This is a genomic window from Pigmentiphaga kullae (genome assembly GCF_004216695.1).
GTDB lineage: Bacteria > Pseudomonadota > Gammaproteobacteria > Burkholderiales > Burkholderiaceae_B > Pigmentiphaga > Pigmentiphaga kullae.
Genome location: NZ_SGXC01000004.1, coordinates 65,555 through 81,567, shown reverse-complemented (window position 1 = coordinate 81,567; position 16,013 = coordinate 65,555). Strand labels below are relative to the sequence as shown.

General features: G+C 67.2%; 14 protein-coding genes. 6 read left to right on the top strand and 8 right to left on the bottom strand.

Going from position 1 to position 16,013, the window contains the following annotated elements:
- Window positions 1-41: 41 nt before the first annotated feature.
- Both EV675_RS28445 and EV675_RS28440 read right to left on the bottom strand, forming a co-directional pair.
- Window positions 42-1,049, bottom strand: coding sequence for an amidohydrolase family protein (locus EV675_RS28445; RefSeq protein WP_130362047.1), 1,008 nt, complete (start codon window positions 1,047-1,049; stop codon window positions 42-44).
- A gap of 72 nt (window positions 1,050-1,121) precedes the next feature.
- Window positions 1,122-2,390 (bottom strand): aromatic ring-hydroxylating oxygenase subunit alpha, encoded by a 1,269-nt coding sequence (locus EV675_RS28440; RefSeq protein ID WP_130362046.1) that lies wholly within the window; start codon window positions 2,388-2,390, stop codon window positions 1,122-1,124.
- Between the two features lie 143 nt (window positions 2,391-2,533).
- On the opposite strand from EV675_RS28440, the gene EV675_RS28435 reads away from it, so the two are divergent.
- Both EV675_RS28435 and EV675_RS28430 read left to right on the top strand, forming a co-directional pair.
- Window positions 2,534-3,280 carry a FadR/GntR family transcriptional regulator gene (locus tag EV675_RS28435; protein ID WP_130362045.1) on the top strand — a complete coding sequence of 249 codons (747 nt, stop codon included), beginning with the start codon at window positions 2,534-2,536 and terminating at the stop codon, window positions 3,278-3,280.
- 156 nt (window positions 3,281-3,436) lie between these two features.
- Complete coding sequence (locus tag EV675_RS28430) at window positions 3,437-4,432, top strand: Bug family tripartite tricarboxylate transporter substrate binding protein (protein ID WP_165404825.1); 996 nt, start codon at window positions 3,437-3,439, stop codon at window positions 4,430-4,432.
- A 22-nt stretch (window positions 4,433-4,454) separates the two neighbouring features.
- Here the strand turns inward: EV675_RS28430 and EV675_RS28425 are convergent, their stop codons facing one another.
- The gene (locus EV675_RS28425; RefSeq protein WP_130362043.1) at window positions 4,455-5,642 is read right to left on the bottom strand and encodes an alpha-hydroxy acid oxidase; all 1,188 of its coding nucleotides are present in this window, start codon (window positions 5,640-5,642) and stop codon (window positions 4,455-4,457) included.
- Window positions 5,643-5,739: 97 nt separating this feature from the next.
- Between EV675_RS28425 and EV675_RS28420 the strand changes: the two genes are divergently transcribed.
- Window positions 5,740-6,402: a glutathione S-transferase family protein gene (locus EV675_RS28420; protein WP_130362042.1), complete on the top strand. Its 663-nt coding sequence runs from the start codon at window positions 5,740-5,742 to the stop codon at window positions 6,400-6,402.
- Window positions 6,403-6,429: 27 nt separating this feature from the next.
- Here EV675_RS28420 and EV675_RS28415 read toward each other — a convergent pair whose 3' ends face one another.
- Window positions 6,430-7,401 (bottom strand): PDR/VanB family oxidoreductase, encoded by a 972-nt coding sequence (locus tag EV675_RS28415; RefSeq protein ID WP_130362041.1) that lies wholly within the window; start codon window positions 7,399-7,401, stop codon window positions 6,430-6,432.
- Window positions 7,402-7,417: 16 nt separating this feature from the next.
- A complete protein-coding gene (locus tag EV675_RS28410) occupies window positions 7,418-9,169 on the bottom strand; it encodes a thiamine pyrophosphate-requiring protein (RefSeq protein WP_165404824.1) in 1,752 nt (583 codons plus the stop codon).
- A gap of 270 nt (window positions 9,170-9,439) precedes the next feature.
- On the opposite strand from EV675_RS28410, the gene EV675_RS28405 reads away from it, so the two are divergent.
- Together EV675_RS28405 and EV675_RS28400 are read left to right on the top strand one after the other, a co-directional pair.
- Window positions 9,440-10,717: an aromatic ring-hydroxylating oxygenase subunit alpha gene (locus EV675_RS28405; RefSeq protein ID WP_130362039.1), complete on the top strand. Its 1,278-nt coding sequence runs from the start codon at window positions 9,440-9,442 to the stop codon at window positions 10,715-10,717.
- Window positions 10,718-10,851: 134 nt separating this feature from the next.
- A complete protein-coding gene (locus EV675_RS28400; RefSeq protein WP_165404823.1) occupies window positions 10,852-12,102 on the top strand; it encodes a porin in 1,251 nt (416 codons plus the stop codon).
- 14 nt (window positions 12,103-12,116) lie between these two features.
- Here EV675_RS28400 and EV675_RS28395 read toward each other — a convergent pair whose 3' ends face one another.
- Window positions 12,117-13,061, bottom strand: a complete 945-nt coding sequence (locus EV675_RS28395) for a GlxA family transcriptional regulator (RefSeq protein ID WP_130362037.1) — start codon at window positions 13,059-13,061, stop codon at window positions 12,117-12,119.
- A 115-nt stretch (window positions 13,062-13,176) separates the two neighbouring features.
- Here EV675_RS28395 and EV675_RS28390 point away from each other — a divergent pair, with 115 nt between their 5' ends.
- Window positions 13,177-13,980 (top strand): SDR family NAD(P)-dependent oxidoreductase, encoded by an 804-nt coding sequence (locus EV675_RS28390; protein ID WP_130362036.1) that lies wholly within the window; start codon window positions 13,177-13,179, stop codon window positions 13,978-13,980.
- Window positions 13,981-14,017: 37 nt separating this feature from the next.
- Here the strand turns inward: EV675_RS28390 and EV675_RS28385 are convergent, their stop codons facing one another.
- Both EV675_RS28385 and EV675_RS28380 read right to left on the bottom strand, forming a co-directional pair.
- Complete coding sequence (locus EV675_RS28385; protein ID WP_130362035.1) at window positions 14,018-14,518, bottom strand: aromatic-ring-hydroxylating dioxygenase subunit beta; 501 nt, start codon at window positions 14,516-14,518, stop codon at window positions 14,018-14,020.
- On the bottom strand, window positions 14,515-15,942 hold the full coding sequence (locus EV675_RS28380; RefSeq protein ID WP_130362034.1) for an aromatic ring-hydroxylating oxygenase subunit alpha: 1,428 nt from the start codon (window positions 15,940-15,942) through the stop codon (window positions 14,515-14,517). Before EV675_RS28380 ends, EV675_RS28385 begins: the two co-directional genes overlap by 4 nt.
- Window positions 15,943-16,013: the final 71 nt, after the last annotated feature.

Genomic DNA, 16,013 nt, shown 5'->3' with positions numbered 1-16,013 from the left:
TTCGGGCGCGGGGCGCGCCGGCGGCGGCCCCGTCCTGGTTCCTACTGCCGCAGCTTGAAGACCTTGCGGGCGTTGTCCTCGAAGATCTTCTTCTTGTCGGACGCGCTCAGCCAGTCGAAGCCTTCGATCATGGGCTTGACGTCGTCCATCGACCGGCCCGTGGCCGGATTCACCGACGACCCCACCCCCGGGCATTCCGTGCCGAACAGGCAGCGGTCCACGCCCACCGTCTTGATCAACAGGCGCAGCGCTTCCTCGGTATACAGCACCGTGTCGAAGTAGAGCTTTTCCATGCGGTCCGCGAAGCGGTCGCCTTCCGGCCGCCGCAGCGAGGGAGCCTGGAAACGGCCTAGCTGGTAGGGAATGGCGCCGCCGCCGTGGCTCACCACCACCTTCAGGTCGGGGAAATCCTTGTAGACGTTGGAGTTCAGCAGGCCGAACACCGCCACCGTCTCTTCATTGATGAAGTGCAGCGAATACGGCACCCGCTCGGAACGCGAGCCCGTGCCGTGGATGTGCGCCGGCACGTCCAGCTCGCACAGCTTCTCGTACAGCGGATACCAGTAGCGGTCGCCCAGCGGCGGCGCTTCCTCCGAACCGTTCTCGAACGGATCCGGGTTCAGCAGGCAGCCGCCGAAGCCCAGTTCGCGGATGCAGCGCTCCAGCTCGGGCAGCACCCGTTCGACCGGTTCGCCCGCCACCTGGGGCAGGCCCGCCACGCCGGCGAAGGTCTCCGGGAAGAGCTGGGTCTGCCGATAGATGATGTTGTTGCACTCTTCGGTGAACCAATCGATGATCCGCGCCGGACGCTCGGACTGCATCAGCTGGAAAGGCCGGGGCGACACCAGTTGCAGGTCTGTGCCGTGCTTCTTCAGGTAGTCCAGGTGCCCCATCGGCCAGGTCTCGGCCTTGTTGGCGGCGGCCCGGATCTCGTCGTCCGTGACTTTCACCTTGCCGCGGCCGTGGCTGCCGCGGCTGGCGAGCAGACTCGCCTTGTAGGCCCACAGTTCCGTGGGCGCGCTTACGTGGGCATGGCAATCGATGATCATGGGTGGGTCTCCTCCATCCTCGCTATAACACTCATACAGTATTATACATGTCCACCGCGTTTGGACCAGGGCTCAATGGCCCCCACCGTCGTCCAGCCCCATGGCCTCGCGATAGGCGCGCGCCACCGGTTCGGGCTGGCCGGCCTGGAAGACGTAGTCGTGCAAGTGCCGGCCGAATATCGGATGCGCCTTCAGTTCCGCCAGCGGCATGCCGCCGGTCAGGATCTCGCGAAAGGCCAGCGGCAGTTCGACCTTGTGGTTCCGGTCCGGATCGCGCAGCACCCCCTTGGGTTCGGCACCCGCCGCCACGGCGTCCAGTTCCTCGAAGAATTTCTTGCGGATCATGGTGATGCCGCGGTCGCTGGCGCTCAGGTTTTCCAGGCTGCGGTCGGCGATCCGCCCCTGCCCCACCCAGGCCACGAAGTCCTGGTTCATCACGTGCGACGAGATCCAGTCGCCATGCTCGTCGCGGATCGGGCCGTGCCAGGTGGGAATGGACGCCTGCACGTAGGGCTCGCTTTCACGGGGAACGCGGGTGTAGGACCAGCACACGCTGAGCGTATTCTCGTCATCGATGGGCACGCGCCATTCAAAATGATCGCCCAGGAAGACGGCGTTGGGCCACAGGCAGACGCGCCCCACCGCCCACATCGGATCCTCCTTCCTGCCGTTGCCCCGGACCCGCCGGTACAGGAATCCGTGCTCGAACTCCTCGAAGCCGACCTCCTTGTGCGCGGGCGAATAGGGTTGCAGCACGCCCCGCTGGCGCAGGCTCCAGTTGTTGTGCATCCATTCGAAGTGCACCGGATCGATGGAGTTTTCCTGACACTGGAACCAGTTGCAGGGGATTTCCGACAGGACGATCTGGCGAAAGCCGTTGGGCCAGGAAAAGGCTTCCCAGTCCGGCAGGAGCGGCGCGGGCGCGGGTCCCATGTAAGTCCACAGGAGGCCCGCCTTTTCCTGCACGGGATAGGCCGTGATCCGGATGCGGTCCTTCATCCGCGCCTCGGGATGGGCAACGTCCTCGTAGGGCTGCTCCAGGCAGGAGCCGTCCGCGCCGAAACGCCAGCCGTGATAGTTGCAGCGCAGGCCCTCGGACTCCGGAAAGCCGTAGGCGAGATCCGCCCGGCGGTGCGGGCAATGGCGATCGACCAGCCCCCACTTGCCGTCCAGGTCGCGATAGAGCACCAGGTCTTCGCCGAACAGGCGCACGGGCTTGGTGGCGCGGCGTTCGAACTCGGTGACGCCCGCGATCGGCATCCAGTAGCGCCGCAGCAGGTCCCCCATAGGCGTGCCCCGCCCCACGCGGGTCAGCAACTCATTCTTCTCTTGGTTCAGCATGGTCAGCCAGTGTCTAAGGATAGAAAGGAAGAGCGCGAGGCTCCATGGCCTATATATATTATATATCATACTTAAATCGGACAAGGCATGCCGCCCTATAATGCGGTCCACCGCCATCACGCTTTGCGCTCAAAGGAACCGGATTGGCCAGCAAGCCCCTTTCTTCGCCCCCCTCGTGGGCAGCCGTCCCCAACGCCACCCTGTCGGGCGGCATCGTGGCGCAGATACGGGCGGCGGTCCTGAACCGGGAAATCGTCGCCGGGCAGTTCCTGGGCAGCGAAGCCGCGCTGTCCGAGCAGTTCGGCGTCAGCCGCATGGCGGCGCGCGATGCCCTGCGCACGCTGGAAGGCCTCGGCATCGTCGAGATCCGCATGGGCGCGCGCGGCGGCGTCTGGGTCGCCCAGGGCAACCCGGACCGGCTGGCCGACGCGCTGGCCATCCACCTCAAGCTCATCGGCATCACCTCGGGCGAAGTGTTCGACGCCCAGATGGCGATCGAGGAAATGGCCGCCAGGCTGGCGGCCGAACGGCGCGACGAGGCCGACCTGGAACATCTGCGCGCCGTGCTGGCCGAGCTGTCTTCGCTGAAAAGCGAACTCGACCGCTTCGCCGACGCGTCCATGCGCTTCCACGAAGCCATCGTGCGCGCCTCCCACAGCCGCATCCTGCTGGCCCAGTTCCACGCCCTGAGCTTCGTGCTCGAACCGGTGCTGCGCCCCAATCTCACCTCGGCATCGGCGGTCCGCATCGTGCGCCACCACAAGCTGCTGCTCGAGGCCATCGAGTCCGGCGACGGCGCGCAGGCGGCCCGGCTCATGCAGGAACGGCTGGCCTACCAGCGCGCCAGGACACTGTCCCAGGAAACGGATCCCGCCTCGCGCGCGGACTGACCCCCTTTCCATCCTGATTAGCCCACCGCCTTGCCGAAGGCGGCGGGTGCCTCCGCGTGCGCGGCATGCTTTCTCTTGTCAAAGTTTATATATATTATATATTATAGATTGAGCCCGGCACACAGAATGCCGGCCCACCCCAGCATGGAGACAGCCATGGTTCACGCGTTCCCGTTTTCAGCCGGACTGCCGCTCGCGGTCGGGCTGCTCGTCTGTTGCACCGGCGTCCAGGCGCAGTCCGACCCGGCCGCCCCGTCGACCTACCCTCGCCGCGCGGTCAAGATCGTCGTTCCCTACAGCCCCGGCACCAGCGCCGACGCCATCGCCCGGCGCGCGGCCGAACAGTTGTCGCAGCGGCTGGGGCAGAACACCTATGTCGAGAACCGGCCGGGCGCCAGCGGAACCATCGGCACCGGCTACGCCGCGAGCGCCGCGCCGGACGGCCACACGCTCATGGTCGGCCCCACCACGCTCGTCATCACGCCCGCCTTCCGCCCCACCTCCTACGATCCGGTCAAGAGCTTCGTGCCCGTGGGCCAGATCGCCGAAAGCGCGCAGGTCGTCATCACCGGCGCCAGCACGCCAGCCGGCAACTTCAAGGAACTGGTGGCCCTGCTCAAGGCCCGCCCCGACGATGCGTCGTATGCGTCGCCGGGCATCGCGTCCACCGCCCACCTGTATACGACCGTGCTGCAGAACATGGTGGGCGTGAAGATGCGCCACATCCCCGCCAGCGGCCTGAACACCGCGATCATGGACGTGGTCCAGGGCAGCGTGACCATGATGATCGCCCCGATCGAGGCGGCGCGGCCGCTGGTGGCCTCGGGCAAGCTCAAGGCCATCGCGCAGACGGGCGGCACGCGCTCGCCGTTGATGGCCGACGTGCCTACGCTGGAAGAATTGGGTTACTCCGGCTACCGCCTGGCGGTCTGGGTGGGGCTGTACGCGCCGGCAGGTACGCCCGAGCCCGTCGTGGCGCGGCTCAACCGCGAGTTGAAGGCCATCTTCGATGCGCCGGCGATGCGCACGGCGCTGGCCGATACGGGCTTCAACGTGGTCCTGGGCTCGCCCGAGGACCTGGGCCGCCTGACCCGTTCCGAATTCGACCGCTGGAAGCAGGTCATCAAGGCCGAAGGCATCAGCCCGGAATGACCCGCGGCCCGTGGCAAACCCGTCAGGCCGCGCGGGCCGCCGGCGCCGCCCGGCCCCGTTCGCCCTGCCCGGGCTCGCCGCGATGGATGAAGGCCGGCGACAGGTCTGCGAAGCGGCGGCAGCCGATCTGTGCCAGCGTGGTCCGGACCTCGTCGGCCAGCACCGCGTGCGCCTTGGCCACGCCCGCGGCGCCGAAGGCCGCCGCGCCGAAAATGGGCGCCCGTCCGCAGAACGCCATGGTGGCGCCCAGCGCTCCGGCCTTGACGATGTCTTCCCCGCCGCGCACGCCGCTGTCGAACAGCACCGGCAGCGTACCCACCGCCTCCCGCACAGCCGGCAGCACGGAAATGGTGGCCGGCGCGGATTCGAGCTGCCGGCCGCCATGGTTGGACACCCAGACCGCGTCGGCGCCTTCCCGGGCCGCGCGCGTGGCATCGGCGGCATCCAGGATACCCTTGACGACCAGCGGCCCCTTCCATCTCCGACGCAGCATGGCGATGTCGTCCCAGCTCACGCCGCCGCGCGATTGCGCCTTCATGAAGGCGGCAACCTTGTGGATGTCCCCGCCTTCCACGTAGCGCGAATAATTCATCAGATTGGGCATGCCGGCGCGCGCCGTGCGCAAGGCCCAGCGCGGATGCCGCGCCACGTCCAGCACGAAGCGCGGATGCGGCTGGAACGGCTGCTCGAAGCGCTCGCGTATGGAGCCGTTGCGGCGCGAGCGCACGGGGGTGTCCACGGTCACGGCCAGAACCTCGATGCCCGCCGCCGCGACCCGGTCCAGCAGCGCGAAGTTCAGTTCGTCGTCGCGCAGCATGTAGAGCTGGAACCAGCAGTTGTCGGGCGCGCGCGCAGCCAGTTCCTCCAGTTCGGTGGATGCGGCCGTGCTGATCACGTAGGGCAGCGACTCGCGCTGGGCCGTCTCGGCCAGCATGAGATCGCAGCCGGCCCAGGCCAGGTTGGCCATGCCCACCGGCGCGAAGCCGAAAGGCTGGGCGTAGGTGCGGCCGAACAGCCGCACGCTCGTGTCCACGCGCCCCGTCGCCATGCCCACAGGCGCGAACAGCAGACGGGCAAGCTCCTGTTCGTTGCGGCGCACGCCGGCGTCGTTGCCGGCGCCGCCAGCCAGGAAGGTGTAGGCGAATCGCGGAATCCGCGCCAGCGCGGCGCGCCGCAGGTCGTCGATGCACGACACCGACTCGATATGCATGGCTGTCCCCTGCCTTGACTTGGACTTTTAATTACGCATACTGTATTACTATATACATTATGGCGCAAGCCACGCGCCACCCACCCAAGGAGACTTCATGAAACTCATCGGCTTCCCTCCCTCGCCCTATACCGCCCGCGTCATGCTGTTCGCGCGGCTCAAGGGCCTGGACCTGACGCGCGAATCGCCGCCCGGCGGCCTGCATTCGCCGGAGTTCAAGGCCATCAATCCCATCGGCAAGATCCCGGTGCTGCAAACGGACGACGGCCAGTTGCTGCCGGAGTCGAGTGTCATCTGTGAATTCCTGGAAGAGCTGCATCCGCAGCGCCCCGGCCTGCCGGGCACGGCGCAGGACAAGGCGCGGGCCCGTCTCATCGCGCGCGTCTACGACCTGTACGCGGCGGCCCACAGCACGGCGCTGATGCGGCAGGTGGGCGTGGCCGATGCCGACCAGAAGGCCCGCGCCGCGGCACTCGAGGGCCTGGCCGCGGGACTGGCCCACGTCGAGCGCCACATGGCCGATGCGCCGTACGCCGCCGGCAGCCAGCCATCGCTGGCCGACTGCGCGCTGCTGCCGCCCATGGTCCAGATCCGCCGCGTGGCCGCGCCCATGTTCGGGCTCGCGGATCCGACCTCGGGCACGGGCCGGATCGCGCGCTGGTGGAAGACGATGGAATCGGACCCGGTATTCGCGGAGTTCGCGGCCGGCTACGACAAGGCGGTGCAGGGCCTGGTGGAAAAGCGGCTGGCCGGCGCCTGACGCCCGCGGGGCGGCGCCCCGCCCCGCTCAAAGATCCAGGACCAGGCGCTCGCCCTGGCAGCCGGAGCAGCACACCATGATGCTCCGGTTGCTGGCCTTCTCGGCCCGGGTCAGGACCAGGTCGCGGTGTTCGGGCACGCCGTCCAGCACCGCCACCTCGCAACTGCCGCACACGCCTTCCAGGCAGGAGTGGCCTACGTCCACGCCGGCCCCGAGCAAGGCATCGAGGATGGAGGAACCTTCCGGCACCGGCACGTCGCGGCCGGATCTGGCCAGATGGACCGTGAATCCGCCTCGGGCCGACGCCGGCGCGGCGTCGGCGCCGAAGTGCTCCAGATGGACGAAGCCCGCATCGCGGCTGGCGGTCGCGTCCTCGAAGGCCCGCAGCATGCCGGCGGGGCCGCAGCAATAGAAGTGCGCATCCGGCGCCGCCGCGGACACGATGGCCGCGAGGTCCAGCATCCGCGCGCCCGGCTCGTGGTCGAAGTTGACGTGCACGCGGCGCCGCGCCGCCGGCGGCAGTTGCTCCAGCCGATCCAGCAGCGCGGCGTGCTGGCGGGTCCGCGCGCTGTAGTGGAGTTCCCACGAGCGCCCCAGGCGCTCCAGCTTCTGGACCATGGACCACAACGGCGTGATGCCGATACCGCCGGCGATCATGACCGAATGCCGCGCGCCTTCGTCCAGCTCGAAGTGGTTGCGCGGCGCGCTGATCGCCAGGCTGTCGCCGACCTTCAGGGCTTCGTGCATGTAGCGCGATCCGCCCCGGCCGGCCGGATCCTTGTTCACGGCGATGACGTAGCGCCCGCGCTCGGCATCGTCGTTGAGCAGGGAATAGCTGCGCACCATGCCGTCCCGCAGGTGGACGTCGACGTGGGCGCCCGCGGTGAAGGGCGGCAGCTCCGCGCCGCCCTGCTCCGGCGGCGGCCGCAGTTCATAGGAAAGAATGCCCCGCGCCTCGTAGCGGATGGCGCGGATATGCACGTGGAGGCTGGCGCTCACGGTACGGCTCCCCCAATCAGGCGCCGATGACGTTCAGCAGCGCGTGGCGCTTTTCCTTCGTCACCACCTCCAGCGCGCGCCGCAGCGCCGGCACCAGGTCTTCGCGGCGCGTCACGCGCTCGGCCCAGCCGCCGGAGGCTTCGGCGTACTTCTCGAAGTCCGGCACCGGATCCAGCGACGACAGCGGGCCGGTCTTGGTCTCGTGCTCTTCCGCATAGCGGGCCGCATGCGTGCCGGGGTACACCGTGAGCGTGGACCGATACACGGCCTCCCAGCGGGCATTGTTGAACACCACGGTCAGCACCGGCAGCTTGTGCGCCGCCGCGGCATGATGGCAGGCGGCAGGATTGGCGAAGATGTACGCGCCGTCGCCCACGACGCAGATGACGGCCTTGTCCGGCGCCGCCTGCTGAGCGCCCAGCGCGGCCGGCAGGCCCCAGCCCAGGCCCGCGGCGGAAGGATTGCCGAAATAGGTGCCGGGTTCGTCGAAGCGCATCTGCGGCCGGATGGCCGAGTATTCGTTGACCAGGATGGCGTCCTGCGGCCGCACCTCGTCCAGGCAGTGCGTCAGGAACAGCTTGGTGATGGGACCATCCTTGGCCAGCACGCGCTGCATGATGTTGCGCGCAGCCTGCCGCGCGGCGTCGGCCGACGCCTCCAGCGCGGCGCGGCGGGCCGCCGCGGTGTCCGCCGCGCCCTGCTCTTCCAGCGCCGCATGCAGCGCCTCGACCAGCGCGCGGGCATTGGAGGTCAGCGTCAGGTCGGAGCGGAAGCTGCGCACCGCGTAGCGGTTGAACAGGGGATCGGTGCCGGCGTGGGCGACGAAGGCCTCGTCGCGCGGACGCGTCTTGCCCGGGATCCAGGGCACGTCGGTTTCCAGGAACAGCAGCGCATCGGCCTTGGCGAACACCGCCTCGGCGTCGTGGCCCAGGTGCAGCGGGTGGCTGGACGGGAAATTGGTGTGGCGGGCCTTGGCCTCGGCCACGCCCACGCCGAAACGCTCGGCCAGCTTGACCAGCAGGTCCACGGTGTCCGGATCCGCGCCGCTGGCGGTGGTGACGATGACGGGATGGCTGGCCGCCGCGATCCGCCGGGCCAGTTCGCGCACGGCCTGGGCATCCGGATGGGGCGGCGCGGGAATGGCGACGGGCCTGGAAGGCCGGAAACCGTCCACTTCCTGGGCCAGGATCTCGCGCGGCAACATCAGGTAGACGGGTCCGCGCGGCTCGGCCATGCTGATGCCGAGGGCGCGGTCGACCACTTGCTCCATGTTGCAGCCGTCCCGCAATTCATAGTCCCACTTGACCAGTTCGCGCACCATGCCGCCCTGGTCGAGCATTTCCTGCGCCCAGTGGATCTCGCCATTGCGCGAACCGCGCTTGCCATCCTGGAACAGCGGCGTGCGGCCGGCCGTGAACAGCATCGGAACCTGGCTGCGCGAGGCGTTCATGATTCCGCATACCGCGTTGGCCGCGCCCACGCTGACGTGCAGCATCACGACCTGGGGCTTCTGCGAAATCATGTAGTAGCCATGCGCCATGCCCACGGCCAGGTTTTCGTGCGTGCACAGCACCGGCGTGGGGAAATCGATGCCGGACTGGTCCGCGCGGGCGTAGGCCTCGACGATGGACACCGTGTCGGTGCCGGCGCCGACGTAGAAGTAGTCGATCCCGCGTTGCTTGAGCAGCGCCAGGTAGGACTCGCCCACCGACTGCGCCGGAATGACTTCGCCGCCCCGGGGGGCGGCATTCGCTTGCTCTTGTCTCATCGTTGTTCCTGGCTTCGAGTGAAAGGTCGTGATCTTCATTTGCACTAACTGTAATACCATTATATAGATTAAGTCTATAATCCTGACCAGGGATTTCCCGAGGAATATCGCCCAACGCACCTGCGCATGCCCGTCGCCCGCGCCGTTCCATCTTGACACGAACACCCTAACACGCATACTGTATGTTAAATAGCAGACTTGATTCACCAACAATGAACGACTTGCAGGCAGACCCGCATGGTGGTCGCCGGATGCAGAGGGAGACGACACATGCTTAGCGAAGCGAAGAACCGCCAACTGACCCAGGTAGGGCCCGGCACCCCCATGGGAGAATTGCTCAGGCGCTACTGGCACCCCATCGCGGCGGTCAGCGAATTCGACAAGGTGGACACCAAGCCCGTCCGCCTGCTGGGCGAGGACCTCGTGCTGTACAAGGACCTGGGCGGCAACTTCGGCCTGATCGACCGGCGCTGCGCCCACCGGCGCGCGGACCTGTCCTATGGCTTCGTCGAACAGTCGGGTCTGCGCTGCAACTACCACGGCTGGCTGTTCGACCGGGATGGCCGCTGTACCGAGCAGCCCTACGAGGACATCGCGGCTCCGAATGCGCGCATGAAGGAACGCCTGCGCATCAAGGCCTACCCCGTCGAACAGAAGGCCGGCATGCTATGGGCCTATCTCGGCCCGCAGCCCGCGCCGCTGGTTCCCAACTGGGAGCCCTTCACCTGGAAGAACGGTTTCGCGCAGATCGTCATCTCCGAGATTCCCTGCAATTGGCTGCAGTGCCAGGAAAACTCCATCGACCCCGTGCACTTCGAATGGATGCACTCGAACTGGAGCATCCGCCTGAAGGGCGAGACCGGCCCCTACGCGCCCACGCACATCAAGGTGGACTTCGAGGAATTCGACTACGGCATCATCTACAAGCGCCTGCGCGAGGACACCAGCGAGCGCCATCCGCTGTGGACCGTCGGTCGCGTCTGCCTGTGGCCGCAGGCCTTCTGCCTGGGCGACCACATCGAGTGGCGCATCCCCATCGACGACGAGAACACTCTCAGCATCGCCTGGGCGTTCTCCCGCGTGCCCAAGGAACAGGAACCCTATGAACAAGGCCCCATCCCGGCCTGGCACGGCCCCGTGGTGGATCCCGACACCGGCCGCTGGATCTCCAGCCACGTCATGAACCAGGACTTCGTGGCCTGGGTCGGACAAGGCACGGTGGCCGACCGCACCAAGGAAAACCTGGCCTCCAGCGACCGCGGCATCGCCATGCTGCGCAAGCGCTTCGGCGAGGACATGGATGCCGTGGCCGACGGGCGCGATCCCAGCGGGCTGATCCGCGACCCCGCCGCCAACGAGTGTGTCGAGCTGCCCATTGCCGGACGGCATCTGTTCACCGAGGGCCTGACCCGCGAGCAGTTGCTGGCGCACCCCATACTGGGCAAACACCTGGCGGACTATCCCTTCCAGGCGGGCCAGCCCGACGAGGTCAAGGCCGCCTACCGCGAAGCGATGGGCCTGCGCGACGAGGATCTCCAGGCACACTAGACTCGTGTCCCTCGCCCACCCCGAAAAACCCGGCATGCCGGGTTTTTCTTCGTTGACACCTCTTTCTTTAGCTCATACAGTATGCGCAAAACAATAACACGCATACAGTAATATCAAAAAAGGAGGAGACAATGATGAAACCGGATCGTGGCCGTAACGGCAATCGCCTGCATGTGACCTGTACCGTGGCCGCCCTTGCCGCGGCATGCATCGGCCAGGCGCATGCCCAGGCAGGTGGCGGCAGCGGGGTGCAGATCTACGGCAAGGCCTCGGTGGGCCTGGACATGTACAAGGCCACCGGCGCCACCGCCGGCCCGGCCTCGGACATCCCGCGCGTGCGCCGCCTGTACGACGCGGGGTCGCGCCTGGGCTTCCGGGGCACGGAGGCGCTGGGCAACGGCTTGAGCGCGCACTTCGTGATCGAAGGCGGCTTCAACATGGACAACGGCGGCAACATCGGCCCCAACGGCAGGCCGAACACGTCCACCGGCACGCTGGGATCCCGCACCACCTACGTCGGCCTCAAGAGCGACACGCTGGGCACGCTGCGCTTCGGCCGGCAGGACCTGTTCTGGACCAGTCCCTACATCAACCAGACGGGATCGGACTGGGTCTCCAGCGGCTTCGGCGTGCAGAGCGGCGGCATCGGCCGCGGCATGGCGGTGGGCGTGGTCCGCGTGAACGATACCGTCAAGTACATCTCCCCGCGCCTGTTCGGCCTGTTCGAGGTCATCGTCGGCGCCTCCACCACTCAGCGGGAGACGATCAGCGCGACCACCAGGAACAACGGTTCGCTGTGGGCCCTGACCCTGCAAGGCACGAAAGGCCCCTTCGGCTATGGCTACGACTACGCCCGCAACCGCGGCAACGAGTTGACGGCGCCCAGCGGGTCGCTGCCGGCGGGCACCCAGGGGCAAAGCGAAGGGCATAAGCTGCGGCTGCGCTATTCCTACTCGGACTCGGGCCAGGTCAGCCTGATCCTGCTGCAAAGCCAGGTCACCAACGGCGGCGCCTCGCTCAATGTCGGCGCCACCGCCGACCCCAGCGCCCACAAGCTGCGGCAGCGGGGCCTGGTGCTGGGCATGTCGCAGTATTTCGGCGAAGGCAAGCGCTATCACTTCATCGCCGAATACATGCACCTGGCCAACATCAGCGGCTGCAACGTGGCATCCCGCTGCGACGACACGGGCGCCCACGGCTACCTGCTGGCCTTCCGCTACCTGTTGTCCAAGCGCACCAACCTGTACGTCAACTACCAGAAGATCCTGAACGACCGCAACTACAACCTGGACTGGAACGGCAACAACATGAGCTCCGCGCCTTCCGGCCTGCCGGTGGGCGCCGATCCGCAGCTCGTGGGCATAGGGATCATGCATCGCTTCTAGGGCCGCCGGATGGGTCAGGGTGTTGCGCGGGCCTCGCGCCGGACCGCCTGCGGAGGCAGGCCGAAGCCCCGCATGAAGGCCTCGCGCATGTGGCGCCGGTCCCGGAACCCCGACTCCCTGGCCACCACCTCAAGCGGATGCCGGCTGCTTTCGATCATCAGCCGCGCCGCTTCCAGCCGCAATCCTTCGATGGCCTTGGCCGGCGACTGGCCGGTCTCGGCCGTGAACACCCTGCTGAACTGGCGCGGGCTCAGGCGGGCGGCTCCGGCCAGTTCCTCCACGCTCAGCGGCTGTGCAAGGTGGCGCCTCGCATGCTCCAGCGCCCGCTGGATGCGATCGGACTTGGGAGCGAGCCGGAGCATTTCCGAGTGCTGCGACTGCCCGCCTGAGCGGCGCTGGTGCATGACCAGCCTATGCGCCACCGAGCGCGCCGTCTCGGCGCCCAGGTCCTTCTCCACCATCGCCAGCGCCAGGTCCAGCTCCGCCGTCATGCCGGCGGACGTCCACACAGCCCCATCGGCGATGTAGATGCGATCGGCCTCGACCTGCACGCCGGGATGGCGCTGCTGCAATGCCTCGGCCCAGTACCAGTGCGTCGTCGCCCGCCTGCCGTCCAGCAAGCCCGCCTCGGCCAGCACGAAAGCGCCGGTGCACAGGCCGGCGACGCGCCGCGCGCGCGTGGCGAGCTTCCGCAGTCGCGGGAGCAGTCCGGACGCCACCGGCGTATCGAGCGGCGAAATGACGCCGGCCACCAGCCAGGTGTCGGCCTGGCTGCGGGCGGTGAACGCGCGGGCCTGGACGGTCAGGCCGGTCGACGCGCGCACCGTGCCGCCCAGCGCGTAGTTCTCCACCTCATAGAAAGGCTCGCCCGCCACCAGGTTGGCAAATTCGAAGACGGCCTGGGTGCCCAGGCCCATGACCTGGAAGCCCTCGGGTAAAAGATAGCCGACGCGGTGCATGGAATCGCCCCTTTTTCGTATGTCTTGATTCATGACTATATACGTCATTTACGACATCCAAGGGCAAGCGCACCATGTTCCCCATCGACATACTCTCCACGCAAGGAGTCTTATCATGGAACCGCACTCCCATCCCGGCACGGCCCTCATCACCGGCGCCTCCAGCGGCATCGGCGCCCTGTACGCCGACCGGCTGGCACGGCACGGCTACGACCTGATCCTGGTGGCCCGCAATCGCGAACGGCTCAATGCGCTGGCGCGCGACCTCAGCACCCGCACCGGCCGTTCGGTGGAAGTGCTGCCGGCCGACCTGAACGACCGCGCCGAGCTGGCGCGGGTGGAGGACCTGCTGCGCCGGGACGCCAGCATTACCCTGCTGGTGAACAACGCGGGCATCGGCACGCACACGCCGCTGCTGCAGAGCGACGTGGAGCAGATGACGCGCATGGTCGAATTGAACGTCACCGCGCCCATGCGCCTGGCCTACGCCGCCGTGCCGGGCTTCGTCGCGCGCGGCCGGGGCGCGATCATCAACATCGCGTCCATCGTCGCCATCGCCCCGGAAGTGCTGAACGGCGTCTATGGCGGCAGCAAGGCCTTCGTGCTGGCCTTCAGCCAGTCGCTGCAGCACGAGCTGGCCGACAAGGGCATACGGGTGCAGGCGGTGCTGCCCGGCGCCACGGCCACCGACTTCTGGGCCATCGGCGGCCTGCCGGTCGAGCACCTGGACCAGCGCATCGTCATGCGCGCCGAAGACCTGGTCGATGCCGCGCTGCTGGGCTTCGCCCGGGGCGAACGGATCACCATTCCTTCGCTGCACGACGGCGAAAAGTGGAATGCCTACGAGGCGGCGCGCCAGGCCATGGCGAACCACCTGTCCAGCAGCACTGTCGCGCCGCGCTATGCGGCGGCGCGATGATGCGCCGGGCATGCGACGGTCTCGCATGCCCGGCGCATCACACCATGTACAAATCCAGGACCGTGGGGATGAAATCGTTCATCAGCGTGATCTTCTTGCGGGCGATCTTCCAGCCCTCGTCCACGCGCTGGAGCCGGTGCTCGTAAGACCCGAAGTAGACGTGCTGCGACTTGTACTTGGGGTTGTAGACATGCGAGGTCCAGCTCGATCGCAGGTCCATCGTGTCGTCGCCGGCCTGCTCGACGATGACGTTGGACACCGAATGGGCCGTGCGCGCCAGCGGCATCGAGGCGACCGACAGGTTCGAGGTCAGGCGCCATACCCGGTCCACCAGCGCATTGCGCGACGCGCAGTACACCAGGGACAGTTCGGTTTCGGGATTGTCCGTGGGCTGGTGCTCGCTCTTCCAGGCGGGGATCCAGTAGACCGCGTCGCTGGTGTACAAGTCGACCCAATCGTCGAAGCGCTGCCGGTCCAGCAGGTGGGCTTCGCGGTACAGGTAGTCCGCCGCGTGGGCAGGCGTCAGGGCATGGCTCATCGTACGGTCTCCACGAGGCGGGCGGGTGCGGGGGCGGGCTGGCCGCGGGCGGCGGCCTCGTCGGCGCGCTGGCCGGCCTGCAGCAGGGCCCGCCAGGAACGGTAGTAGGTATGGAAAATGGTCTCGTCGCCCAGCTCCACGCCGCCGATCACCGACGACAAGGCCTTGACGCCCAGCCGGTCGATGAACGGATCGCCGTCCGGGCTGGCCAGCATCATGCCGCGCGCATGGCCCTGGAGCCAGGGAGCGACCGGATTCAGGTGGCCGTCCTGGCAGTCCTCGTAATTGATGGTGTCGTCCGGCGTGGCCAGGCCGCTGGGGTTGAAGAAGTCCTCGTACTGCCGGATGCGCTGGGCCCGCGCCGCGGCGCTTTCGCCGACCGGCGCGATGCAGTAGGTCAGCATCTCGGTCTTGTCCACCGAGATCGGGCGGATGATGCGCAACTGGCTGGAAGCGTTCTCGGCCACCTGCACGTTGGGAAACAGCGTCAGGTTGCGGGTGTTGAACATCCAATCCCGCCGGGCTTCGCCGAACTGCTCCTTGAGTTCCTCCGCGCGCTCGAACAGGGGATGGCTGTCGTTCACCGTGCGGCGGTTCCAGTTCAGGTTGTGGCCATGTTCGAACGACGTCGAGCCGCCGGCGATGTGCTCGAGCCCGTCGGCCGGGAACTGCATGGCCTTGCGCCCGCCCCGCCCCCGCACGTTGGCGCGCACGGTGCCTTCCCAGCCCTTCTCGGCGCGCCGGTCCAGCACCTTGAGATAGGACGGATGAGTGGACGTGAAGTGATACTGGTCCGAACAGTTCTCCAGCTGCAGCTTCCAGTTGCCTTCGAACGTGAAGCCCACCACGCCCGGCACCAGTTCCAGGCCCTGCGGACTGGTATCGACCGCGATGTCGATGAAGGTCCTGGCCTCGCCCAGGTACTCGGACAGCGGCAGGACGTCGGCGGACAGGGCGCCGAACATGAAGCCCCGGTAGACCTCGAAGCGCGGCAGCGCCGCCAGGTCGTGGCTGTCGTCGTCGAAGGCCGGGCTGTACTGGCCGTCGTCCTTGAACTTCAGCCCCCGTATCCTGCCCGCGCTGTCGAACGACCAGCTGTGGTACTGGCAGACGTGGATCTTGCGATTGCCCTGCGCGAGATGGCAAAGCCTGGCCCCCTTGTGGGGACAGCTGTTGATGAAGGCGTTCAGGTTGCCTTCCCCGTCGCGCATGACCACGACCGGATGTCGGCCCACCGTCGTCGTCATGTAGTCGTGGGGATTGCGAACCTGCGAGTCCAGGCCCAGGAATACCCAGTTCCGCTCGAAGATGTACTTCATCTCCAGCTCGAAAATCTCGGGGTCGCTGAACACGCTGCGGTGCAGGCGGAAGACGCCGTCCTCGGGACGATCGTCCACCAGCGAAGCGATGTCTTTCTTGCTCATGTCTCTCTCCTACCGGGGTTTGCTTATTTGGTATTACCAAATAATTAGTATAATGGTATAGCTGTATAAAA